Genomic DNA, 23210 nt, shown 5'->3' on the forward strand with positions numbered 1-23210 from the left:
TTAGGGCAAACCTACCATGTTATCACGCGCATTTCGCCAGCGGCGGCTTGGCTTCTGCTTGAAAGCCGATCGGCATCCCGAGCGGCAGATCGGCGATTTCGCGCATCGACATGCGCTCGAGCTCGGGATGCCGCAGCGGATCATCCTCCCAGGCTGGGGCAATTTCCGCGCTTGCCACCTGCCGAACAGGGGTGAAGAAAAACTTCAACAAAGACATGGCATGCCTCGCTTTCTCAGTAGCGCAGAAGGATGATCAATGGCGGCTGGCGCCTGCTGAGCCATCCCATCCGCTAGCGTCCTGCGTTTGAATGGATTGCCTATGCTTGCAATGTCGGCCTCAACAGGTAGATTTTCAATTGAGATTAATGCGGCGCCGCTATAGAAAAACTATATGAAGAACTTGAATATGGTCCATCTCAACGGCCTGCGCGCGCTGGAGGCCGTCGGTCGTCTCGGCTCGCTCCAGGCCGCCGCCGACGAACTCGGCGTCTCGGTCGGCGCCGTCAGCCAGCAGGTCATCAAGGCAGAAGCCCAGCTTGGTCAGGTGATCTTCGAGCGCACCGCCAAGGGCATGATCGCCACCGAAGCCGGCCGGCCGGTGCTTCTGGCGCTCGACGAGGGGTTCGCCCGTCTTTCGGCGGCGGTGTCGATCGCGAGCCGCAAGGACGATACGATCCTGACAATCTCGGTGGCGCCGGTTTTCGCCGCCCGCTGGCTCGTCTGCCGGCTCGATCGCTTCGCCGAGCGCCATCCCGACATCAAGCTGCGGCTGGATGCAACCACCAATCTCGTCAATCCGGCCCTCTGCGACGTCGATATCGGTATCCGCGTCGGCACCGGCAAATGGCCGGACGTGAAGGCAGAGCTGCTGTTGGAGCAGGAGGTCTTTCCCGTCTGTTCGCCCGAGATGGCGGCAAAATTGAAAGAGCCTGCCGATATTCTCGAACTGCCTGCCATCATCGATGGCCATGCCATGTTCACCTGGGAGGTCTGGATGCGCGAGGTCGGACTATCCGGTGCTACGCTTTCGACCCGTCACGTCTTCAACGACGCCTCGCTCTGCCTCGATGCGGCGATTGCAGGGCAGGGCGTCATGCTGGCCTGGCAGACCCTTGCCGCCTTTGCGCTGGCCGAAGGCCGGCTCGCCGCCCCCTTCGGCATTCGCGCGCCGACCGGCTTCGGTCATTATTTCGTCACGGCCGAAGGCACGCGCGAGCCGAAGAAGGTGAAGGATTTCAAGGCCTGGATCCGTGAGGAAATGGCCGGCACGCTGGCGCTCTTTCGATAATCCTCAGACCTAGGCCGTGAGTTCATGAGGTGATTTTCCCCACGACCAGGATGGACTTCAATCTCGCGGAGCGCCAGAACTCCGGGCCGTTCGCTGCCATCGAACCAGACGACTTCATCATTGCCGGCAACTGGTGACAGGCGGGCAAGCAATGGACTATCCTTAATCAGGGCGAGTGTGGCCTCCGGAATTGGATAAGATCGGCTTCGATAACCAAATCTTGTTCTAATTCAACGGATTGACCACATCCACCAGCCTCAATGAATGCTTCCAGATTGGGAGAAACGCTCATGGCGCATGTGAACAAAGTGCTGCGCTCGATCAACGATCAGGGCGCGGACCGCTGCGTCGATATATTTCGGCGGCCGGATGGAACCGTCGGCTTCGAGGAATTCCGTCGAGACGTCGAGGACGCGCGCGGCTGGTTTCCGATCGGTGGTCACTCCGATCGTGTCTTTACCGGTGAAGCCGAAGCGCTGGCAGCTGCCTTGATCGATGTGGCTTGGCTGAGACCCGCGATCGGCAACGCTTGAAGCAGCGCGGACGTTGTCAGAAGCCGGACGACACCACCTCGATATTCACACGCAGCGTCGAGGATGCTCTAAAATTCGTTCGATCATAGACGACATCCACTTTAAGGCCTCGTGGCCGACGTATCCAATGGACGCAATTCGTGCGCCGCGCTTTAGATCGGCTCCTTGCTGCGTGTTGCTTGCATCGCCTTATAGGCCGGGCGCGACTGGCAGCGCTCGATCCAGGCTTTGATATTCGGATGCGCCTGGAAAAGCGCCTCTTCGCTCTGGGCGTAGCGCAGCACCTCGGCGATGTTGAGATCGGCAACGGTGAAACGGTCGCCGACGATCCATTGCCGGCCGGCGAGGTGGCCTTCGAGAACCGCCAGCGGCCTGCGCAGCGAGCGGCAGGCAACCGCGATCGTCTGTTGGCCACCTTCGCTGTTTTCAAGCCCGTTATCATAGGTGAGTACGATCTTCGCCGTGTGCGGTTCGACCTCCGCAGCCGCCCAGATCGTCCACATCGTCAGCAATCCGTCTTCTTCGACGGTTTGGCCGGAAAGCGGTCCGCCATGTTTACGGGCGAGGTAAAGATTGATCGCCAGCGACTCGTGCATGACGAGGTCGCCGTCCCGAATGCTGGGGATCTGCGCCATCGGGTTGACGGCAATGAATTCAGGCGAATGCGTGTTGAGCGGCGCATCCTGAGATAGCGGATCTGCGAGCCGCCTTGCCTGCAGCACCGGCACCGAGCGGAATTCGAGCCCGAGTTCCTCCGCCATCCAGTAGACGCGTGAGGCGCGCGATCGATAGACTCCGTAGATTGTCAGCATGTCCATATCCCCTCGATGTGTCCGAGAGACCGTAAATGCCGGATCGGCGTGGGAAAAGTCCTTGTGGCTGATGGGATGATGAAAGCTTTTGATGGCCTTCAGGAGACGCGGTTTCGCTCGACGGTGAGCTGCGCATAGGGCGAGCCGCCGCCGGCCATCTCGCCGGACACCTTCTTCTCCCACTGGAAGCCTAACACCGCGCCTTCGGTGGTCTCCTGGAAGATATTGTCGGTGATGACCGCGGTCCCGGCCCCGTCGGCGACCGAGACGGCGCAACCGACCGGCGCCTTGCGCACCACATTGCCTGCCACAACGACGTTGCGCAGATACGGACCCCAGCCGATCTGCAGCCCCCAGCGCGGCGCGCCCTCGATCACATTGCCTGAAATCAGCGTATCGGCCTCCGCCGCGATGCCGATGCCGAAACCGACCTCGTGCTGGTAGGGACCTTTCAGCGTCAGGTTGCGCACGACGTTGCCGGTGACGCTCGCCAGCCTGCCGCCTTCGTCGAAATTGGCGATCGAGATGCCGTTTGCCGCCCCGTCGATCATGTTGGCGGAAACGACAGCGCCTTCGAAGGCGAATTCGACATAGATCGCCGTCTCGCCGGAGCGCCGGCATTGGTTGCTGCTGATCTGGATATCCGAGGCCGAATTGGCGCGGATCGCCGTAAAGGCGCAGTCGGAGATGTGATTATTCACCACCATCACCCCGTCGGCGCGGAAAATATTGATGCCGTTGCCGTTTTGGCCGGTGCCGCCGTCATTGGCGCGGATGTTGGAAATGCGGTTGCCGGAGACAACCGTGCCGTCCTCCGCCTTCTTCCAGCGATGCACCAGGATGCCGCCATTGCCGCAATCCGAGACCGTATTGCCGGTGACCGAAAGGTTGGTGGAATCCACCGCGTAAAGTCCGGATTGGGCAGCCCCCGAAATGTGACTGCGCTCGATCCTGCCGCCGCAGCGCTCCAGCTGCAGGCCGTGTTTGGGGCTGCCGCCGATCTCGCAATTCTCGATCAGCACCTCGTCGACGCCGGTAAATTGCAACAGCGCGCCGGCATCGTCGCCAAGCCAGCGGTTGCCGCCGTCGATGACGAGATTGGAAAGCTCGATCCGCCGCACGTTCTCGGCCGAAAACAGATGGCCCTCGCCGGTATAGATGATCCGCGAGGCGCCGGGCACGCCAGTGATGCGGGTATTGTCGGGCAAGGTGAGGTTGGAGACCCGGTAGGTGCCGGGCGGCAAGAACACCGGCACGTTCTCGCGCGCCGCCTGTTTGATCATCTGCTCAAGGTTGCGTGTCTTGCGGTCGCCACTTTCGGGAATGGCGCGATATTCCACCGCGTCGATTGTCCCACGCAGGTCGGGCTGAGCGGCCGCCGTCAGCGGCGAGGCGACGGCGCGTGATGTCCCTCCCGCAACCGCCGAGGCCGCGAGGAATAAAAGCATGTCGCGGCGTGAGGGCATCCCGGGTACTCCTTTCATAAGGCGCCCGTAGCAGGAAACGTGCCAGGCGGACATGTATTCTTTTGGCACAAGCTTGGCAAAGGCGGGCGAAATTGCCGTCGTGGCGAGCGCGACGGCAGGATATCGCCGCTTATATTGTCGTCTTGTTCACCCTTTCATTTAAGCAAGCCGAAGGAAATGAGGACTACTTTTAAGGGAAATTCTATGATGACGGGTGTGGGATACGGCCTTCGGCCGGCGGGGAGAATGGCGGCATGCACGAACCGAGTGCCAGGCGATGGGAATCAGCCGATGCCCTGACGGCCGAAACGCGGCGCATCGTCGCCGCGACGGAGGCAATGATGGCATCGACTGCCCACCACTTTTCCGAGGGTATCGAGAATCTCCGCCTCAAGGAAATCGTCCACGAGCTTCCGGATTTTCTCTACGTCAAGGATCGTGACAGCCGCTTCGTCTTTGCCAATGCCGTCACCGCCAGCAGCCTTGGCCTGGAGAGTGCTGTGCTGATGACCGGCAAGCGCGATTTCGACCTGTTCGATTTCGAGACGGCGCTCCACCATTTCGATATCGAGCAGCAGATCATGACGACGGGCGAAGCCCGCATCGACATGGAGGAATCCTACGTCCTTCCCGGCAGCAGAAGACCGATATGCCGGCTGACCTCGAAGATCCCGCTGCGCAACGATCGCGGCGAAATCGTCGGCCTGATCGGTGTTTCCCGTGATATCACCGAACGCAAGCGCCAGGAGGATCTGCATCGCGGCCAGGCGAGCCTGCTCGAAATGATTGCCCGCAACGAGCCGTTGCCGATGATCCTCGAGGCGCTCGTGCTGATGATCGAGGCGCAACTGACCGGGATCGACGGATCGGTGCTGCTGCTCGACAGCGAGGGCACCAGGCTCTATCACGGCGCCTCTCCCAATCTGCCCGGCGGCTACAGCCGCCTCATCGATGGTGTCACGATCGGCCCGAAGGTCGGCTCCTGCGGCACCGCCGCGTGGCGTGGTCAGACCGTGATCGTCGAGGACGTGATGAGCGATCCGCTCTGGGAGGATTTTCGCGCGTTGATTGCCCCGTTCGGCTTCCGCTCCTGCTGGTCGACGCCGATCGCCACATCGCAGAACAATGTGCTCGGCACGTTCGCGCTCTATTCCAGGGAAGTCCGCCGTCCCACCGAGCACGAGATGACGCTGGTGGCGCTCGCCACCCATATCGCCGGCATCGCCATCGAGCGCAAGCGTGTCGACGACCGCATTCATTTCATGGCCCATCATGACGATCTCACGGGCCTGCCGAACCGCGCCTTCCTGAAGGAGCGGCTGGCGAGTATCCTCGACCAGGCCCGGCGCAACAACCGCAAGGTGACCGTCGCCTATATCGATCTCGACAATTTCAAGTACATCAATGATGGCCGCGGCCACGCCGCCGGCGACGAGGTGCTGAAGGAGATCGCCGCCCGCATGGCTAATAGCGTCAGGGCGTCAGATATGGTGGTGCGTCTCGGCGGCGACGAATTCCTCGTGGTGCTCGTCCACCAGTCGAGCCACGATGCCGGCATCACGCGCCGTCTTCGCGAGCTGCAGAAGGCGATCAACCGGCCGATCCGCGGCGCGGACGGCGAGATCACCGTCACCTCGAGCATCGGTGTCGCTGCCTTCCCCTTCGATGGCGCAACCTCGGAAGAGCTTCTCGCCAATGCCGACCGCGCCATGTACCGCGCCAAGGAACTCGGCCGCAACACATTGCAACATCACGAGGGCGGCAGCACGCCCCTCGGAATGCCGCTCGGCGAGCACGAGGAACTGCACCTGGCGATCGCCGGCGACCAGCTGTTCCTGCAATATCAGCCGCAGGTCGATGTCGCCACCGGCCGCATCACCGGGCTCGAGGCGCTGGTTCGCTGGAACCATCCGGCCAAGGGCAGGCTGCCGCCGGTCAATTTCATTCCGCTCGCCGAAGAGACCGGCCTGATCGTCCCCCTCGGTCTCTGGGTGCTGAACGAGGCCTGCCGCCAGGCGCGCAACTGGCAGGATATGGGCCTGCCGCCGCTGACGATCGCCGTCAACGTCTCCGCCAAGCAATTCGCCGACCCGGATTTCGCAACCCATGTCACCGAAGCGCTCGAGCGCCACCGCCTGCAGTCGCGCTGGCTGGAGCTGGAGGTCACCGAAAGCGTGGTGATGCACGATGCCGAACGCGCGCTCGCCATGATGGAATCGCTGCGGGCGCTGGGCGTTCGCCTGTCGATCGACGACTTCGGCTCCGGCTATTCCAGCCTAGCTGCACTGAAGACCTTCCCCTTCGACCGCCTGAAGATGGACCGTTCGTTGGTCGAGGCCCTGCCGGGCGACAAGACCGCCGTCGCCATCGCCTCGGCCGTCATCTCGCTCGCGCAGACGCTGAAGCTCTCGGTCCTCGCCGAGGGTGTCGAAACCGACGCCCAGATGGATTTCCTGCGTCAGGCGCGTTGCGAGGAGGCGCAAGGCTACCGCTTCTCGAAACCCGTCTCCCCGGAGGAGATTCCGGCATTGCTGCGGGCGCGGAGCCTCTAGTGCATGTCGCCCAAAAGTGTGCAGCGGTTTTGGGAGAACGACATGCACAAAAGGAAACATTGAAAGACGCCGCATCGATCAGGTCGATGCGGCGTCTTTCAAGCTCTATTTCGCAAGCTTGCCGATCGCCTCGATCTCGTTCGTCCATATGCCCGCCGCATAGTTTGGCGGCAGCCGCGCCAGTTGCGCGGGGTCATCGATGCCGGTGGAAAAATCGCTGCCGCGATAGGGGCCGAGCACGAAGACCTCGGTCCCGGCATCCGCCATCCGGTTGAGAAAACGGTCCGGCCAGCCCCAGAGCCACGGGGCGATGTTGATCGGCACCAGCATCATCGCATGTTTGCATTCGTCCGGCAGCAGGCCGGTCCAGCCATAGCCGATATAGCCGAACAGGCAGCCCTTCAGGCTCTTGCGCGAGGCGGTCTTGATATCGGGTGCCATCCGGCGCACGACGTCGATCGGCTCGTCACCGCCATAGACGATGATCTCGGCCCGTCTTTCCTGGGAAAGTCCGTTGAGCACGGTGGCGAGCTTTTCGCCCTCGGAAGGATCGCGGCTCTTGATGTTGATGAGGAAGCGCCGATCCGGAAAGGTCGACAGCACCTCGGCAAGGGTCGGCATCATGCCGATGCCACGGCCGCGAAAGGGAAAGGTCTTGCCGCCATCGGCGGTATAGCCATAGCCGATGTCGAGCCTCTTCATGTCAGCCATCGAATGCTCGCGGGTGACGCCATGTCCATCGGTGCGGCAGTCGAGCGTCCAGTCGTGAAAGACGGCGAACTGCCCGTCCGTTGTCGGATGTACGTCGATCTCGACAATATCGGCGCCCGCCGCAAAACCTGCCTGCATCGAGCGGATGGTGTTTTCGAGATAATCGTGTTTCGGCGGCAGCATGCGGCTCGCCGTGCAGGTGTCGTTCTTCAGATCGGTTTCGTCGAAGCGCTGGGCGATGCCGCGATGGGCGAGCAGCACCGGTTTTCCCGGCCGATGTTCGGCAAGCAGGCTGGTATTGTTGAGGTAGATACCCGCCGCGACGACCGCGATTGCCGCCGCACAATAGAAAAACTTCCTGCCCAATACCGATCCCCCTGGTTGCATCGCAAGGGCTAGAAAGCGATTCTGGTTGTTCTTAGGCTGTTTTCCGGCTTTTCTATGCCATCGGTCTATTCGCCGGACGGGAGCCTCATCGCTATGGAACCACAAGACGACGAGCTCATCCATTTCGAGACGCATGGCGGCGCCCCATTGCCGCCGGCAGCAGTTGAAGGGCATGTCGCGCGCGACGGTGCCCGCATCTGGTATGCGTCCTACGGTGCAGGTCCCCCTGTCATTCTGCTGCATGGCGGCCTTGGTCACAGCGGCAATTGGGGCTATCAGGTCCCGGCACTGTTGCGCCGCGGCCGCCGCGTCGTGCTGATCGACAGCCGTGGCCATGGAAGAAGCACCCGCGATGCCCGTCCCTATAGCTATGAGCTGATGGCCTCCGACGTGCTCGCCGTCATGGACGCGCTGCATCTCGACAAGGCGGCCGTCGTCGGCTGGAGCGACGGCGCCTGCATTGCCCTGATTCTCGCCATGACGGCGCCGTCACGTGTCGAGGGGGTCTTCTTTTTCGCCTGCAACATGGATCCGAGCGGCACGCTGGAATTTGTTCCGAGCCCGGTCATCGACCGATGCTTCAGCCGGCACGCCAAGGACTATGCCGCATTGTCCACCACGCCTGACGATTTTAATCCATTCGTCGAGGCGGTCAGCCTGATGATGCGGACGGAGCCGAATTATCAGGCCGCCGACTTGGGCCTGATCCGGGTGCCGGTCGCAATCGTCCTCGGCGAGCGCGACGAATTCATCAAGCCCGACCATGCCGAATATCTTGCCCGCAGCATTCCGAACGCTGAGATGATCTATCTCACAGGCGTCAGTCATTTCGCGCCGCTGCAGCGGCCGGGTGAGTTTAATGTCGCTGTGGTCAACTTTCTCGACGGGATAGGGTCATGACATCGCAGTCGTTGAGCCGCGCCCCATTCCATAGTCCGTTCTTCCCGTCCTCTGGCCTCGCGTCCATTTCCCGCTATCTCTCGTTTCATGAGACCTGATGCGCTGCTTTATCCCGCCCCGGAGGGGCTCTATTGCCCCGAGGGCGGCTTCTATGTCGATCCAGTGCGGCCGGTCGAGCAGGCGCTCGTCACCCACGGCCATTCGGATCATGCCCGCCCGGGCCACGTGAACGTGCTTGCCACCCGCCAGACACTCGACATCATGCGTCTGCGTTACGGCGACGGCTTTTGCGCCAGCGAGCAGGCCGCAGCCTTCGGCGAGGAACTGCTGGTGAACGGCGTCAAGGTGAGCTTTCATCCGGCCGGCCATGTGCTCGGCTCCGCCCAGATCGCCATTGAGAAGAACGGCACCCGCATCGTCGTCTCCGGCGACTATAAGCGCCGACCCGACCCGACCTGCGCCGCCTATGTGCCGGTTGCCTGCGATGTCTTCATCACCGAGGCGACCTTCGGCCTGCCGGTCTTCCATCATCCCGATCCGATGGAGGAGATAGCGAAGCTGCTGGCGTCGCTGCGGCAATTTCCCGAGCGCACCCATCTCGTCGGCGCCTATGCGCTGGGAAAGGCCCAACGCGTCATCCGGCTGCTGCGCGATGCCGGTTATGCCGAACCGATCTATATCCACGGCGCCATGGAAAGGCTCTGCGACTATTATATCGAGCAGGGCATCGATCTCGGCGAGCTGCTGCCGGCGACGATCGAAAGCCGCGACAAGTCAGTCTTCAAGGGTGCGGTCGTCATCGGCCCGTCATCGGCCTTCGCCGACCGCTGGGCCAGGCGCTTCAACGAGCCGCTGCCGGCCTTCGCCTCCGGCTGGATGATGGTGCGCCAGCGCGCCAAACAGCTCGGCGTCGAACTGCCGCTCGTCATCTCCGATCATTGCGACTGGCCGGAGCTGACCGAAACGATCCGAGAATTGCACCCGGCCGAGGTCTGGGTGACGCATGGCCGCGAGGAGGCCTTGGTGCGCTGGTGCCAATTGCAGGGCATCAAGGCGAAACCGCTGCATCTGGTAGGTTATGAGGATGAGGGCGATTGAGGAGATGAGCAATATCCCGCGTCAAAACCCCTCCGAAGTCGGGAGGCGCCCATGAAAGCCTTCGCCGACCTCCTCGACCGCCTGGTGCTCACACCCAGCCGCAACGGCAAGCTGAAGCTGCTGACCGACTATTTCCGCGACACGCCCGATCCTGACCGCGGCTATGGCCTTGCCGCCATTGCCGGCACGCTGGAGGTGCGCAACGTCAAGCCCGCCATGCTGCGTGAGCTGGTGCTCGAACGCATGGACGAGGTGCTGTTCCGCTATTCCTACGACTATGTCGGCGATCTCGCCGAAACCATCTCGCTTGTCTGGGACAATGAGAGGGATATCGACCGTTCAGCGCTCGCCCAGCCGCGTCTCGGCGAGGTCGTCACCGGCATGAACGCACTCGGCCGCACAGAAGTGCGCAGCTTCGTCCGTGACCTGCTCGACCGGCTGGATTCGTCCGGCCGTTTCGCCTTCATCAAGCTGGCGACCGGCGCCATGCGCATCGGCGTTTCCGCTCGCCTTGCCAAGCAGGCGCTGGCCGATCTCGGCGACAAGGACGTCACCGAGATCGAAACCCTCTGGCACGGTCTGCAGCCGCCCTATGAGACGCTGTTTGAATGGCTGGCGAATGGCGGCGAAAAACCGGTGTTGGCCACACCGGCAATCTTTCACTCCGTCATGCTCGCCAATGCGGTGGAGGAGGGCGATCTCACTGGTCTCGATCCAGCCGACTATGTCGCCGAATGGAAATGGGACGGCATCCGCGTGCAGCTCTCCCGCTCCGGCGACAGGCGCAAGATCTATTCCCGCTCCGGCGACGACATATCAGGTGCCTTTCCCGATATTCTCGACGCGATCAGTTTTTCCGGCGTCGTCGACGGCGAGCTGCTGGTTGGCGGCACCGCCCGCTCCAACAGCCCGACCCGGACCTTCTCCGACCTGCAGCAGCGCCTGAACCGCAAGACGGTGACGGCGAAGATGCTCGGCGACTATCCCGCCTTCATCCGCACCTATGACCTGCTCTTCGACGACGAGGAGGATGTCCGCGGCCGGACCTACATCGATCGCCGCGAGCGGTTGACCGAGATCATCGACCGCGCCGCCCATGACCGTTTCGATCTCTCGCCGCTCGTGCCGTTCTCGTCGTGGGAAGAGCTCGACGCTCTCCGCGCCGCGCCGCCCGATCCGGTCATCGAAGGCGTGATGATCAAGCGCCGCGACAGCATCTACCAGGCCGGCCGCATGAAAGGCCCCTGGTTCAAGTGGAAGCGCAACCCCTATAATGTCGATGCGGTGCTGATGTATGCCCAGCGCGGCCATGGCAAGCGCTCCAGCTACTATTCCGATTTCACCTTCGGCGTCTGGGCCGATGACGAGGACGGCGAACAGCTGGTGCCCGTCGGCAAGGCCTATTTCGGCTTCACCGATGCCGAACTCGAGGTGCTCGACAAGTTCGTGCGTGACAATACCACTGAGCGCTTCGGCCCGGTGCGCGCCGTGCGCGCCGACAAGGATTTCGGCTTCGTCGTCGAAGTGGCCTTCGAGGGCATCAACCGCTCGACCCGGCACAAATCGGGGGTCGCCATGCGTTTCCCCCGCATCGCCCGCCTTCGCCCCGACAAGCCCTCCTACGAGGCCGACCGGTTGCGCACGCTGATCGCCATGATCGACGCCAAGCCGGAATGAGGTTGCATGCCCTGCGCAACAATGACGCAGGGCAATATTTTCAACATCATGTGTATTGGCGGCAACGATCTTCCGGTGCAGATTCTGCGTGCCGGGGAAATGATGGGTGCGTTATGAGCTCGCTTGAACAAAATTCCTTTTTCCGTCAACGCCGTGCCGTTCTGGCGGGTCTTGCCGGTGCACTCATCCTGCCGCGCATGGCAGCCGCGTTTGATGTCCCGGACGAGCCGCGCCTCGCCAAGCACGACTATGCCAAGGTCCGCCACCATTTCCGCACCAAGCTGTTGCAGAAGGGCCCGGCGCCCGACAAATACGAACCGCTGAATGCGCCTGCCGATGCCGACAAAATCTTCTACCGCTCCGGCTACGGCGAGCTGGAACTGGCGGCCTGGGTTTCCAAATACAAGCGCGAGCGCGCCGCCAAACCGGCCGTGCTCTTCCTGCACGGCGGCAATGCCATGGGCATCGGCCACTGGCAGTTGATGAAGCCCTATATGGATGCCGGTTATGTCGTGATGATGCCGTCGCTGCGCGGGGAAAACGGCCAGATGGGCAATTTCTCCGGCTTCTACGACGAGGTCGACGACGTGCTGGCCGCCACCGAGCGCCTGGCGCATCTGCCGGGCGTCGACCCCGAACGGCTGTTCATCGCCGGCCACAGCATCGGCGGCACATTGACCATGCTGACGGCGATGACCACCCACAAGTTCCGCGCCGCCGCGCCGATTTCGGGCAACCCCAACGCCTTCCGCTTTTTCAGCCGCTATCCCCAGGATATCCGCTTCGACGACAGCAATGAGCATGAATTCGAGGTGCGCTCTGCTCTGTGTTACGCCCAGAGCTTCAAATGCCCGGTGCGTGTCGTCCACGGCACGGAGGAGCCGCATTTCAACGACCGCGCCGATCTGCTTGCCCGCCGCGCCCGCGCCGCCGGCATCCATATTGAGACCGAAACCGTCGCCGGCAATCATACCTCGGCGCTGCCGGCCGAGATCGAACAGAGCATTCGCTTCTTCCACGGGGTGGCGGCCTGAGTTTCGCCGCCGCTTCAAAAAAAAGGGCGATCGGCCCTATATTGCCGGAATGACGACGAATGCAGAGAGCATGATTGTGCCGAACGACTTTCCCGAGCTGAAATCGCTCGAATGGAATCGCGACCCCGCGCGCGCCATGCCTGCCTGCGAGGCCTTCGCGCTTTATGAACGAAACTGGAGTTTCGTCGATACTCGTAGGCTGACTGAGCGGGAGGTGCAACTGATCCGCGATCTGGCTGCCACTTATGGCAACGGCGTCCTGCTCGTTTCCTGATTTTCCGTTTCTTTATCCGTTGTTTTGAGTGCACGTTTGGGTCCTCGCCAGACTTGAGGACGAGACCGAATTGAGAGATGCCGCAAGCGTTCTGCAGATGGACGGCGACCTTGCAGTGCGGGCGATCGCTGCGCTTCGCGGCGAAGCGCAGCGGCTCTGGTCGTCTTAGCGCCTGCCTTTTCCACCCCAACGCCAGCCTCGCGCCAGCCGCGGATGCCATCGTCCCGGCAGATGTCGTTGTCTGCCGATCGTTGATAAGGGTGGTTCCATGAATTTTCTGCGCCGGGTCTTCCCGATTGCCGGGCTCGTGATTGCGGTTGCGTCGCTGAGCGGGTGCAACATCCTCATTCCCGATGTCGCCGCCGATTCGCCCGCCCGCTTCGTCCAGGAAACCTCGCCGGTCTTCTATCAGCCGCCTGGCGTCGATCCGCGCCGGGTGCGGCCTATCCCCGATCAGCCGGTGCCGCAGACGCGCGAACTCTACAAGACCCAGTTCCACCAGACCTACGGCCTGCCGGTCACCAATCCCGTGCATATGGCGATGTATGGGGAGCTTCGCGACGCGGATTTCACCCTGCCGGCGATCCCGGTCAGCCGCGTGCAGCCGCAGTTCCTGCGCCAGGAGGTCGATTATCAGACGACCGAGCGTGCCGGCACCGTGGTCGTCGATACCAATGCGCATTTCCTCTATTTCGTCGAGGGCAACGGCAAGGCGATGCGTTACGGCGTCGGCCTCGGCCGCGACGGTTACGCCTGGTCGGGCCGCGGCGTCATCCAGTGGAAGCAGAAATGGCCGCGCTGGACGCCGTCGGTCGAAATGGTCTCGCGCCAGCCTGAGGTTCGCCCATTCGGGGCGGAGAATGGCGGCATGAATCCGGGGCTGATGAACCCGCTCGGCGCGCGCGCCATGTATATCTTCAAGGACGGGCAGGATACGCTCTATCGCGTCCACGGCACGCCCGACTGGCAATCGATCGGCAAGGCCACATCGTCGGGCTGCGTGCGCATGCTGAACCAGGACGTCATCGATCTTTACGACCGCGTTCCTGCCAGGGCCGAGATCGTTGTGATGTAGCGCTGCAACAGCGCTGCTCATATCGTCCGCTTCAGGCCGGACACGTCTGCGTGAAGCTATGGTTTATTTGGCGCAAGCCGATAGATCTTCTCTTGTTGTTATCGGCATCGGGCGAATCGCTGGTTTATCAGCCCTTTCGTCCGGCTTCCCGCATCAGAGGAAATCAGTCCCGCGTCATGAGCTTCGATAGACATCTTTCCCGCCGCAGCTTTCTTTCCTTTTCGGCATTGACCGCAGCCTCCGCGCTCACCGGCTGCGCCTCCTCAGCCAATACGGTAACATCGGGCGATACGTCGATCATCTATCGTTCGCCCATGCGCCTGTTCCAGTCCCCGGCCGCGTCAAGCGTGCCGAGCGGGCCCGAGCTTGCCGTCATGTATGGCCCGGTTGAGGATGGCGGCTTTCTCATTCCCGCCGTTCCCTACGAGCAGATCGATCCGCGCTATTATCGCCAGCGCGTCGTCGATCCCACCGGCCAGCCGCCCGGCACCATCGTCGTCGATACGCCGTCGCGTTTCCTTTATCTCGTCCAGGGCGACGGCATGGCGATGCGCTACGGCGTCGGCATCGGCCGCGAGGGTTTCGCCTGGCAGGGCTCGGGCGTCATCCAGTGGCGTCAGAAATGGCCGCGCTGGAAACCGCCGAACGAGATGGTCGCCCGCCAGCCGGAACTCGTCAAATATTCGATCGACAACGGCGGCATGGAGCCTGGCCTGAAAAACCCGCTTGGCGCCCGCGCGCTCTACATCTTCTCGAATGGAGAGGACACGCTTTATCGCCTGCACGGCAATCCCGATTGGCGCTCGATCGGCAAGGCCGTCTCATCGGGCTGCGTGCGGCTGCTGAACCAGGATATCATCGATCTCTACGATCGCGTTCCGACAAAGGCGCCGATCGTCGTCTGGCAGTAGTTTTCACCCAGGCGGCCGCAATCCGGTCGCCTGGGATCAATTCCTTTGCCCCGGGCAAGCACCTGCTTTGCCCCGGGGAAGCAGATGCTTTGCCCCCGGGGCAAGAGCTTCATTCTGCGCCCGCAAGAGAATTATTTTCCGAAATACCATTGCTTAATTCGGTAAATATCCTACATGGTGCGTATCGAATTGCTTGCGACCTTTGTCCACGCGCTTGAGCGCACCGTCAGATATCCTCTCAACATCGATACGGCTTGTCGGATATCTCTCCGCAGGCGAACACAAACGGTTGAAAAGGAGATCGTTATGAATTCAGGCGTCGTCAAGTGGTTCAATGGCACCAAGGGTTTTGGCTTCATTCAGCCGGATGATGGTTCTACGGACGTTTTCGTCCATATTTCAGCGGTTGAACGCGCCGGCATGCGCGAACTCGTTGAAGGTCAGAAGATCCGCTACGATCTCGTCCGCGACAAGAAGTCCGGCAAGAATTCGGCTGATAATCTTCAGGCCGCATGATTTGTCATTCGCCTCTGCTGACCATGAATATGGCAGCGGGCTGGCCATGTGCTGGCGGCAAGCTGACCACGGATGTACTGGCAGCGAGCTGACCAGGGGTGGCGGTGAGCTGACCATACGGGCAGCGGGCTGAGTGACTGGAAGAGGTCGGGTCCGAGCCCGGCCTTTTTGCTTTGATCGCAGGCTTTTCCGGAATGGCCCTCGGTCGTACCTGAATGGCCCCTGGTCGTTCTGATTGACCGATTGAGCAGCCGAAGAGTCGAAGGGACGCTGAAATGGGCAGACCAAACTATAAAGTCGGCGACATGATCGTGCTGAAGTCCGGCCTCACCCGCACGGCGAAAGCCGACAAGCGGTGCCGGATCTCCAGCATCCTGCCCAACGACCATGGGCATGTGCAATACCGCGTCCAGTTCGACGCAGAGAATTTCGAACGCCGCATCACTGAGGCCGACATCGATACCGGGGAAACGCCATCCAGGGTTTCCCCCCAAGCGGCGGCCAAGTCCGATGGCGCCGAACCCTGGCTGAAGTTTTCGAGCATCAAAATCGGGAAGTAGTCCCGCGCTTTTTAATATGGACAGTGCGGCCTCGCCGCCGCGACAGGAAGGATATCGTTTTGCAGGTACTCGTCAGGGACAACAATGTCGATCAGGCGCTCCGCGTGCTCAAGAAAAAGATGCAGCGGGAAGGCCTGTTCCGGGAAATGAAGGCGCGCAGCGCCTTTGAAAAGCCGTCCGAGAAGCGCGCCCGCGAAAAGGCCGAGGCCATTCGCCGCCAGCGCAAGCTTGCCCGCAAGAAGCTGCAGCGCGAAGGTCTGCTGCCGGCACCGAAGAAAGTTCTCCGCACCCGCTGATCCCGGCCGGGGAGTCGCGGTCCGGCTGTGGCATCACGGTCCGACCGCGGAATCATGGTTTCAGCCGTGAGATCACGGCTTTCAGCCGCGGATTCATGGCTTGCAGCGCTGCGCGTCTTTTGAGACGCGCAATGGACGCTGTAACACTTTGAATTTCTGCATAATTCCTTGAGCCAATTCCGATTTAAGGAATTATGCTGTAGCGCCGCCATCACCTGGGAAAGGGGCACATGACCGCCACCAAGGGAGAATTCTTCAATCCCGCCAAGCTCTCGTCTCGCGACAAGGCAGAAGCGACCGATCATACGGCGCGTGCCATCATCGCCGCCGAGGCGTCGGCCCGTGACAAGAAGACGGAGAAGCTGAAGGCGCTGCGTTTGCAGCAGGAGGCCGAGGCCGAACCTAAGGCGGCTCCTGCAAAGAAGCGTCGGTCGCCGGCTAAGCCGCGGCCCTGATCTCTCGGAGCGCACGCTGATGAGGGTCTACCGGGTGGACGCGTTCAGCCTCCGTCCGCGCCGGCCCGCCCGAGATTACCCCGCAGCCGATGCAGCATGTCGCGCATCTCGGCCATTTCCTTAAGCGTGCAGCCTGCGGCTTGCCCGATCGCCATCATGATCGTGTCGATCTCCCCCTTCATAGCCTCACCTCTAGGGGTCAGCGACACAATCACCTGCCGTTCGTCGCGCAGGTCGCGGATGCGCTTGATCAGCCCGCTCTGTTCCAGCCGTTTCAACAGCGGCGACAGCGTGCCGGAATCGAGATCCAACTGCTCGCCGATCGTCTTGACCGGCAATTCGCCGCGTTCCCAGAGCACCAGCATCACCAGATATTGCGGATAGGTCAGGCCGACCTTGTCGAGGATCGGCTTGTAGGCGCGGGTGAAAGCATGCGCCGTCGCATAGACCGCGAAGCACAGCTGTTTTTCCAGCCGCTTCTCCTCTTGCGGTATCTCCATCGTCTTCGTCGTGTGCGCTTTCATTTCCATCATCCCTAGAGCATTCCCGTTTTTCTTCGAATCACGAAATGCTCTATCCCTTTGTTTTCACGCAATTCCGGGCGCAAAACCGCTGCGCACTTTTGCTGGAATTGCTCTAGAACATGATGCCGAAAAGTGTCAGCGGTTTTCGGGCGACATCATGCTCTAACTCTTTAATTTAGAACAGGATTCAGATTTTAGGCCGGCGCGGCTAAGATCATCCTGTTCTAAGGCCCGATTGTCCTCCTTTCGAATTCGAAATGCAATTTGCAAAATTCACTTGCGTACAATTTAATTGTACGATACTAAAAATCCAACCCCATCGAAGGGCCAACCAAAGGAGATCGTCATGCCTATTCTCTATACGACCAAAGCCTCTGCCATCGGCGGCCGCGCAGGCCGCGCCGTTTCCGAAAACGGCGTTCTGGACGTGACCCTGACCGTCCCCAAGGAACTCGGCGGCGACGGTGCGACCGGCACCAATCCCGAACAGCTCTTCGCTGCCGGCTACTCCGCCTGCTTCCTCGGGCATTGAAATTTGTCGCGGGCCAGCAGAAGGTCAAGATTCCGGAAGACACGACGGTCTCCGCCAAGGTCGGCATCGGCCCGCGGGAAGATGGTGGCGGCTTCGGCATCGAAGTGGCGCTGACGGTTGACATTCCGGGTCTCGACCGCGAAACGGCTGAAAAGCTCGCAGCCGCAGCCCATATCGTCTGCCCCTACAGCCACGCCATGCGCACCTCGACCGAGGTTCCGGTCACCGTCGCCTGATCGATTTAAAAAGCTGGCAGCCGTATCGGCTGCCGCCATCTGCCGGTCGGGTAGGGTGCTATCCGGCCGGCTTCGGCGTTTCTGCCGCCATTCATGACAGCGCCAGCAGATCCTGCCGCAGCCTTGCGACGCCGCCATCCGGCAGCTTTCCGTCGATCATCGCATGCGTGCTTTCCCAGATCGGCAGCGCTCTCACCAACACCGCCTTGCCCTCAGTGGTGAGGCTCAGCAGCCGACCGCGCCTGTCCCTCGGGTTCTCCATCACCGTCACCCAGCCCTTGCGCTGTAACGGCTTCAGCGCCGCCGTCAGCGTCGTCTGGTCCATGGCGAGCAGGGCGGCGACCGGCCCCATTGGCGATGGCTCCGGCCGGTTCAGCGACATCATCAGCGAAAACTGCCCATTGGTCAGCCCGGCCGGCCTCAGCGCGTCGTCGAACAGCCGGGCAAGCGCGCGCGCTGCCCGCTGCACATGCAGGCAGAGGCAGGTGTCGCGCACCATCAGCGTCGTGGAAAAGGGAATCTCGATCGAATTTGACATGCTTCATTTCTATTGATATCAATGTATTTAGTCAAGGAGAAGGAGATGAGCCGGCTTCACCGGCAAGCGCCGGAGGAGGGCGCACTCCATGCAGAATGACGTTGTTTCCCGCGAAGAGTGGCTGGAGGCCCGCCGTGCCCTGCTGGCAAAGGAGAAGGAGGCGACGCGGCTGCGCGACAGCGTCAACGCCGCCCGTTTGGCGCTGCCCTGGGTAAAGGTCGACAAGGATTATGTCTTCGAAACGCTCGAGGGCAGGAAGTCGCTCGCCGATCTCTTCGACGGTCGCAGCCAGTTGCTGATCTACCATTTCATGCTCGGCCCGGATTGGGATGCCGGCTGCACCGGCTGCTCCTTCCTGTCGGATCATGTCGATGGCGCCCTGCCGCATCTGAACCATCATGACGTTACCTGGGTCGCCGTTTCGCGCGCGCCGCTTGACAAGATCGCCGCCTACAAGCGGCGCATGGGTTGGAAATTTCCCTGGGTCTCTTCCTTCGGCAGCGATTTCAATTTCGATTATCACGTTTCTTTTAGCCCCGAGGATCTTGCCAAAGATAAGGTCTTCTACAATTTCACGCCTATGCAGCCGGCCGATGCCAATGACGAACTGCCGGGCCTCAGCGCTTTCTACCGCAACGACAAGGGTGAGATCTTCCATACCTATTCGAGCTATGCTCGCGGGCCGGAAGAACTGATCGGCACCTTGATGATCCTCGACCGCGCCCCGAAGGGCCGCAACGAGGACAGCACGATGAATTTCGTGCGCCGCCACGACGAATATGAGGAGGCCGCCAAGGCGCCATCCTGCTGTCACTGAGCCGGAGCATGATGCCGAAAAGTGTAAGCGGTTTTGCGTCCGGAATGCGGAAAACAAGCGCCACCATCACTCAAGGGAGAAGAGGATGATGAAGACCGCTGAAGTGCTGAAGGAACATTCCTTTCTGGAAAGACTGATCGGCGACTGGACCGTCACCGCACCCGACATGAGTGGCGGTGAGCCCTGGACCGAGACCGTCCGCTCGCTGCATGGGATCTGGTTCGTCGCCGAAGGGACCGGCCGCATGCCTGATGGTAAGCAGGCCACCAGCATCCTGACGCTCGGCTACAACGCCGCAAAGGGCAAGTACGTCGGCAGCTGGATCGGCAGCATGATGGACTATATGTGGGTCTATGAGGGCGAGGTCGACGCGTCAGGCAATGTGCTGGACCTTTATACGACAGGGCCCGACTTCAACGGCGAGGGACTTGCCGAGTACCGCGAGCAGATCATCTTCGTCGATGCCGATCACCGCACCTTCGTCTCCAGCGCCAAGCAGCCGGATGGCTCCTGGAAGCAGTTCATGGAAGCGCATTACGCCCGCAGGATATGACAATCACGGCGCTCACCCTCGAAATAGAGGCCTTGCAAAGAGGCTTCCGAAGAGGAGCGTCGAAAAAGGGAGAGTATGATGTCTGAGACGCATGGAAAGTTCATCTGGTGCGAGTTGATGACCCCCGACACATCAGCTGCCGCGAAATTCTACAGCTCGGTCGTCGGCTGGACGACCTCCGAAATGAAAATGGAGGGCATGCCGACCTACACGATCTTCGAGGCGAACGGCATCGGTGTCGCCGGCCTGATGGAATTTCCGGCCGAACTCGAGGGCAAGGGCATTCCACCGAACTGGACGGGTTATGTCGACGTTGACGACGTCGACCAGTCGGCAAAGGATTTTGCCGCCAATGGCGGTTCGGTCCGCCGTCCGCCGGAAGACATCCCGACCATCGGTCGCTTCGCCGTCGTCGCCGATCCGCATGGCGCGGTGCTCTGCATCATGACGCCGGCGCCGATGGAAAATCCCATGCCGGAACTGGCCTTCGACGCGCCCGGCAATATCGGCTGGCGCGAACTCTATGCTGGCAATGGCGAGGAAGCGCTGGCCTTCTATTCCAAGCGGTTCGGCTGGACGAAGCACAGCGAATTCGACATGGGTCCGATGGGCGTCTATTATCTCTTCGCCCATAACGGCAGGCAGATCGGCGGCATGATGACCAAGCCGGAAAACCTTCCGATGCCCTTCTGGTGCTATTATTTCATCGTGCCGACCCTCGACGCCGCAACCGAACGCCTCACATCGGGCGGCGGCAAGGTCGTCCACGGCCCGATGGAAGTCCCTGGCGGCAGCTGGATCGTCCAGGCCACGGACCCGCAAGGTGCCTTCTTCTGTCTGGTCGCACCGAAGCGGTAGGTTTGGGAGCGACGTTGGCGGTGTGCCGTGCAGCCCCCTCATCCGCCCTACGGGCACTTCTCCCCGAGGGGAGAAGGGGGAATCGAGACGTCGCCACGAGTCTCTTCTCCCCAGCGGGGAGAAGGTGGCGGCAGCCGGATGAGAGGCCTCACGGCACACCGTCAACAACTATTACGCTCCGGATCCCACCACCCCCACCACCATCACCCTCCAACCGAAGCAAAGAACCCTTCCGGACCTTCCACCTCCACCAGCCGCTTCTTCTCGATCAGCCAGAACCGGTTTCCCACCGCCCGCACGAAACTGCGGTCATGCGATACCAGCAGGCAGCTCGCCTCGTGCGCCATCAGCTCGCTCTCCAGCGCCTCCTGGCCCTCGATGTCGAGGTGGTTGGTTGGCTCGTCGAGCAGGTAGAAGTTCGGCTCCGCAAGTCTCAGTACCAGCATGCCGAGCCGCGCTTTCTGGCCGCCGGACTGTTGGCCGATCGGTTTTGCTTGCATGTCGATCGTCATGCCGGCGCCCGCCAGCAAGGCCCGCGCCCGCTGGTCGCCGACATCGAAGCGGCGGATGATCGTGCCGATCGGCGTGTCGGTGTCGGCAAGATCGGCAAGCGCCTGGTCGCCATAGCCAAGCACGAGCGACGGCGTCGCCTTGATGCCGTCGCGTGCCGTCTCGGGTCTTTCGATCGCCTGTTTCAGCATCGACACCAACCGCGACTTGCCGGCGCCGTTGAGGCCGAGCAGCACGATGCGGTCGCCCTGGCAGACGAACTGCCGGCCGGTCTTGAACAGCAGCGTTCCATCCGGCGTCGTCACCACCGCATCCTCCAGCGTCACCAGCACCTTGGCATGGGTGCCGCGGTTGGCGAGCCGGATCGCCCCGGCCGAGCGCTCCAGATGCGCCGGTTTTGCCGCGTCCTCTAGCTTCTCCGCCTGTTGCCTGAGCTGCTTCGTCTTGACGACGAGCAGGTCGCTGCCGGAATTGATGCCGATATTGTTGAGCTTCGCCGCCTGCTTGCGCAATTGCTCCGCCACCTTCATGTCGCGCTCGTAGCGCCGGGCCTCTGACGCATCGGCCTCGTCGAGGGCAGCGCGCGCCCGTGTGTAGGGCAGGGCAAAGACCGGCGATTGCTCCGGCCGCAGGAACAGCGTCCGATTGGTCGTCGCATCGAGGAAGGCGCGGTCGTGGCTGGACAGGATAACCGGCACGTCGCGCGGCAGCGCATTCAGCCAGCCCTCCAGCTGCGCGATCTTTTCAAGGTCGAGATGGTTGGTCGGCTCGTCGAGCAGAAGCACGTCGGGCTCGCTCACCCAGGTGCGGGCAAGCATGGCAAGCCGCTGCCAGCCGCCGCTCAATTGCTTCAGCGGCCGGCTCCGCGTGAGCTCCGGCACGTCGAGTGATTCCAGCACGACGTCGACGCGCCAGCTCTCGCTTTCGGCCTGATCGGCCGGCAGCGCCTGCAGCACCGCATCGTAGAACGGCGTGTCGAAAAGGGGAGGCGGCACATTCTGCGCGACATGGCCGATGGTCAGCCCGCGCGCCTTGGTGATCTCGCCCTCGCTCGGCTCCAGCGTACCGGTGATGCAGGCAAGCAGCGTCGATTTCCCCCGCCCGTTGGCGGCGACGAGGCCGATGCGGTCGCCGGCGTTGACGACGAGATTGAGCTTGGAAAACAACGGATTGCCCAGCGTCACGCCGAGATTGCGGATAGTGATGAGTGTCATGATCGTTCTCTGGTCTTGACCGGGTGGTCGGCACGATCCGGGGCATTCAGCCATCACGGGATTGCGCGGTTCGAGCCCGGGAAATGAGAGGAATGCGCGCTGTCAATTACGGCGCCGCATTGGCCACGAAGGGCAGACCAGGAAGAGATGTCGAGAAACGGTCTCTGGTCAGCCCTGCAAACGCATTTGCAGGGCGTTGACGGGACCACGCTGGCGATTAAACCGAAAATAATATTGCATTGCGTGATCCTCCTTTCTCAAAAGCTTGCAAGACCCAAATAACATTGCCCGCAAAAAGAGGCAAGAGAGCCGGACCTGCGCCGATTCTAGCCATAAACCGCGCATAGAGGATTCTTCGGGACCGACCGGGAGAATAAGACGCATGCTCATTGCCCATTTGCCTGCAGGCTACCTTCTCGGGAGCGCCGCGCGGCAACGGTCCGCCGCACCCGGCATCATGACCGTAGCCTTGATCGGCAGCGTATTGCCGGATTTCGATATGGTCTATTTCTTCCTGACCGGCGGCAAAGTCCACCATCACGACTATGTCTCCCACTGGCCGCTTTTTTGGCTCGGCTTCGCCGCCACGGCCCTGCCGGCGATCAGTCGACTGGCGCCGGACTGGCTTCCCACGGCCGCCGTCTTTTTCGCAGCCGTCGCGCTTCATATGGTTATGGATACCGTCGCTGCGCCGATGCTTTGGCTCGCGCCATTCGATTGGTCGAAATTCGAGCTGACGACGGTGCCGGCGACCTACAGCAATTGGATCGTGAGTTTCATGCTGCATTGGACCTTCGTTCTCGAACTCCTGATCTGCGTCACCGCGTTGATCGTCGCCGTCTGCCGGAATCGTCGCGTCGGAGGCCGGCAGCAGGCATGAGGC

Annotated in this window: 25 protein-coding genes and 2 pseudogenes; 20 read left to right on the forward strand and 7 right to left on the reverse strand. The window is 61.7% G+C overall.

What is annotated here, in order from left to right; translation table 11 throughout:
• Positions 1-22: 22 nt before the first annotated feature.
• A complete protein-coding gene (locus U5G49_RS04565; protein WP_193444822.1) occupies positions 23-217 on the reverse strand; it encodes a hypothetical protein in 195 nt (64 codons plus the stop codon).
• Positions 218-391: 174 nt separating this feature from the next.
• Between U5G49_RS04565 and U5G49_RS04570 the strand changes: the two genes are divergently transcribed.
• Together U5G49_RS04570 and U5G49_RS04575 are read left to right on the forward strand one after the other, a co-directional pair.
• A complete protein-coding gene (locus U5G49_RS04570; RefSeq protein ID WP_193444821.1) occupies positions 392-1288 on the forward strand; it encodes a LysR substrate-binding domain-containing protein in 897 nt (298 codons plus the stop codon).
• A gap of 290 nt (positions 1289-1578) precedes the next feature.
• A complete protein-coding gene (locus tag U5G49_RS04575) occupies positions 1579-1821 on the forward strand; it encodes a hypothetical protein (protein ID WP_193444820.1) in 243 nt (80 codons plus the stop codon).
• A gap of 152 nt (positions 1822-1973) precedes the next feature.
• On the opposite strand, the gene U5G49_RS04580 is transcribed toward U5G49_RS04575, so the two are convergent.
• Complete coding sequence (locus U5G49_RS04580; protein WP_193444819.1) at positions 1974-2633, reverse strand: glutathione S-transferase family protein; 660 nt, start codon at positions 2631-2633, stop codon at positions 1974-1976.
• A 98-nt stretch (positions 2634-2731) separates the two neighbouring features.
• The gene (locus tag U5G49_RS04585) at positions 2732-4099 is read right to left on the reverse strand and encodes a TIGR03808 family TAT-translocated repetitive protein (protein ID WP_193444818.1); all 1368 of its coding nucleotides are present in this window, start codon (positions 4097-4099) and stop codon (positions 2732-2734) included.
• 254 nt (positions 4100-4353) lie between these two features.
• Here U5G49_RS04585 and U5G49_RS04590 point away from each other — a divergent pair, with 254 nt between their 5' ends.
• Positions 4354-6651: a sensor domain-containing protein gene (locus tag U5G49_RS04590; protein WP_193444817.1), complete on the forward strand. Its 2298-nt coding sequence runs from the start codon at positions 4354-4356 to the stop codon at positions 6649-6651.
• A gap of 105 nt (positions 6652-6756) precedes the next feature.
• On the opposite strand, the gene U5G49_RS04595 is transcribed toward U5G49_RS04590, so the two are convergent.
• On the reverse strand, positions 6757-7728 hold the full coding sequence (locus U5G49_RS04595) for a glycerophosphodiester phosphodiesterase family protein (RefSeq protein ID WP_193444816.1): 972 nt from the start codon (positions 7726-7728) through the stop codon (positions 6757-6759).
• 114 nt (positions 7729-7842) lie between these two features.
• Between U5G49_RS04595 and U5G49_RS04600 the strand changes: the two genes are divergently transcribed.
• The 12 genes and pseudogenes from U5G49_RS04600 to U5G49_RS04650 all read left to right on the forward strand — a co-directional run bounded on the left by U5G49_RS04600 (position 7843) and on the right by U5G49_RS04650 (position 16545).
• The gene (locus U5G49_RS04600; RefSeq protein WP_018241178.1) at positions 7843-8649 is read left to right on the forward strand and encodes an alpha/beta fold hydrolase; all 807 of its coding nucleotides are present in this window, start codon (positions 7843-7845) and stop codon (positions 8647-8649) included.
• A gap of 87 nt (positions 8650-8736) precedes the next feature.
• Positions 8737-9747 (forward strand): ligase-associated DNA damage response exonuclease, encoded by a 1011-nt coding sequence (locus U5G49_RS04605; RefSeq protein ID WP_166480327.1) that lies wholly within the window; start codon positions 8737-8739, stop codon positions 9745-9747.
• A 51-nt stretch (positions 9748-9798) separates the two neighbouring features.
• Complete coding sequence (locus tag U5G49_RS04610; RefSeq protein WP_193444815.1) at positions 9799-11424, forward strand: cisplatin damage response ATP-dependent DNA ligase; 1626 nt, start codon at positions 9799-9801, stop codon at positions 11422-11424.
• A gap of 113 nt (positions 11425-11537) precedes the next feature.
• The gene (locus tag U5G49_RS04615) at positions 11538-12458 is read left to right on the forward strand and encodes an alpha/beta hydrolase family protein (RefSeq protein ID WP_018449444.1); all 921 of its coding nucleotides are present in this window, start codon (positions 11538-11540) and stop codon (positions 12456-12458) included.
• A gap of 49 nt (positions 12459-12507) precedes the next feature.
• Positions 12508-12732 carry a hypothetical protein gene (locus U5G49_RS04620; RefSeq protein ID WP_193444814.1) on the forward strand — a complete coding sequence of 75 codons (225 nt, stop codon included), beginning with the start codon at positions 12508-12510 and terminating at the stop codon, positions 12730-12732.
• Positions 12733-12769: 37 nt separating this feature from the next.
• Positions 12770-12901, forward strand: a pseudogene (locus U5G49_RS37325) (nucleotidyl transferase AbiEii/AbiGii toxin family protein); the annotation flags it as partial.
• Between the two features lie 99 nt (positions 12902-13000).
• Complete coding sequence (locus U5G49_RS04625; RefSeq protein WP_193444813.1) at positions 13001-13807, forward strand: L,D-transpeptidase; 807 nt, start codon at positions 13001-13003, stop codon at positions 13805-13807.
• Between the two features lie 176 nt (positions 13808-13983).
• Positions 13984-14718 (forward strand): L,D-transpeptidase family protein, encoded by a 735-nt coding sequence (locus U5G49_RS04630; protein WP_047619579.1) that lies wholly within the window; start codon positions 13984-13986, stop codon positions 14716-14718.
• Positions 14719-15024: 306 nt separating this feature from the next.
• Entirely contained in the window at positions 15025-15234 is a 210-nt protein-coding gene (locus U5G49_RS04635; RefSeq protein ID WP_003546468.1) for a cold-shock protein, read from the forward strand.
• Positions 15235-15509: 275 nt separating this feature from the next.
• Positions 15510-15794: a hypothetical protein gene (locus U5G49_RS04640; protein ID WP_018241184.1), complete on the forward strand. Its 285-nt coding sequence runs from the start codon at positions 15510-15512 to the stop codon at positions 15792-15794.
• Positions 15795-15853: 59 nt separating this feature from the next.
• Positions 15854-16090, forward strand: a complete 237-nt coding sequence (gene rpsU / locus U5G49_RS04645) for a 30S ribosomal protein S21 (protein ID WP_018241185.1) — start codon at positions 15854-15856, stop codon at positions 16088-16090.
• A gap of 230 nt (positions 16091-16320) precedes the next feature.
• Positions 16321-16545 carry a hypothetical protein gene (locus U5G49_RS04650; protein ID WP_003546479.1) on the forward strand — a complete coding sequence of 75 codons (225 nt, stop codon included), beginning with the start codon at positions 16321-16323 and terminating at the stop codon, positions 16543-16545.
• Between the two features lie 44 nt (positions 16546-16589).
• Here the strand turns inward: U5G49_RS04650 and U5G49_RS04655 are convergent, their stop codons facing one another.
• On the reverse strand, positions 16590-17078 hold the full coding sequence (locus U5G49_RS04655; protein WP_193444812.1) for a MarR family winged helix-turn-helix transcriptional regulator: 489 nt from the start codon (positions 17076-17078) through the stop codon (positions 16590-16592).
• 337 nt (positions 17079-17415) lie between these two features.
• Here U5G49_RS04655 and U5G49_RS04660 point away from each other — a divergent pair.
• Positions 17416-17837, forward strand: a pseudogene (locus tag U5G49_RS04660) (organic hydroperoxide resistance protein).
• 91 nt (positions 17838-17928) lie between these two features.
• On the opposite strand, the gene U5G49_RS04665 reads toward U5G49_RS04660, so the two are convergent.
• Complete coding sequence (locus U5G49_RS04665) at positions 17929-18375, reverse strand: MarR family winged helix-turn-helix transcriptional regulator (protein WP_193444811.1); 447 nt, start codon at positions 18373-18375, stop codon at positions 17929-17931.
• Positions 18376-18463: 88 nt separating this feature from the next.
• Here U5G49_RS04665 and U5G49_RS04670 point away from each other — a divergent pair, with 88 nt between their 5' ends.
• The 3 genes from U5G49_RS04670 to U5G49_RS04680 all read left to right on the forward strand — a co-directional run bounded on the left by U5G49_RS04670 (position 18464) and on the right by U5G49_RS04680 (position 20603).
• A complete protein-coding gene (locus U5G49_RS04670) occupies positions 18464-19192 on the forward strand; it encodes a DUF899 domain-containing protein (protein WP_193444810.1) in 729 nt (242 codons plus the stop codon).
• A gap of 85 nt (positions 19193-19277) precedes the next feature.
• Positions 19278-19745 (forward strand): DUF1579 domain-containing protein, encoded by a 468-nt coding sequence (locus U5G49_RS04675; RefSeq protein WP_193444809.1) that lies wholly within the window; start codon positions 19278-19280, stop codon positions 19743-19745.
• Between the two features lie 78 nt (positions 19746-19823).
• On the forward strand, positions 19824-20603 hold the full coding sequence (locus tag U5G49_RS04680; protein ID WP_018241191.1) for a VOC family protein: 780 nt from the start codon (positions 19824-19826) through the stop codon (positions 20601-20603).
• A 203-nt stretch (positions 20604-20806) separates the two neighbouring features.
• On the opposite strand, the gene U5G49_RS04685 is transcribed toward U5G49_RS04680, so the two are convergent.
• Entirely contained in the window at positions 20807-22327 is a 1521-nt protein-coding gene (locus U5G49_RS04685) for an ABC-F family ATP-binding cassette domain-containing protein (protein ID WP_193444808.1), read from the reverse strand.
• Between the two features lie 382 nt (positions 22328-22709).
• Here U5G49_RS04685 and U5G49_RS04690 point away from each other — a divergent pair, with 382 nt between their 5' ends.
• Positions 22710-23207: a metal-dependent hydrolase gene (locus U5G49_RS04690; protein ID WP_028733809.1), complete on the forward strand. Its 498-nt coding sequence runs from the start codon at positions 22710-22712 to the stop codon at positions 23205-23207.
• Positions 23208-23210: the final 3 nt, after the last annotated feature.

It is taken from the genome of Rhizobium indigoferae, assembly GCF_034554815.1.
In the GTDB taxonomy this organism is placed as follows: domain Bacteria; phylum Pseudomonadota; class Alphaproteobacteria; order Rhizobiales; family Rhizobiaceae; genus Rhizobium; species Rhizobium leguminosarum.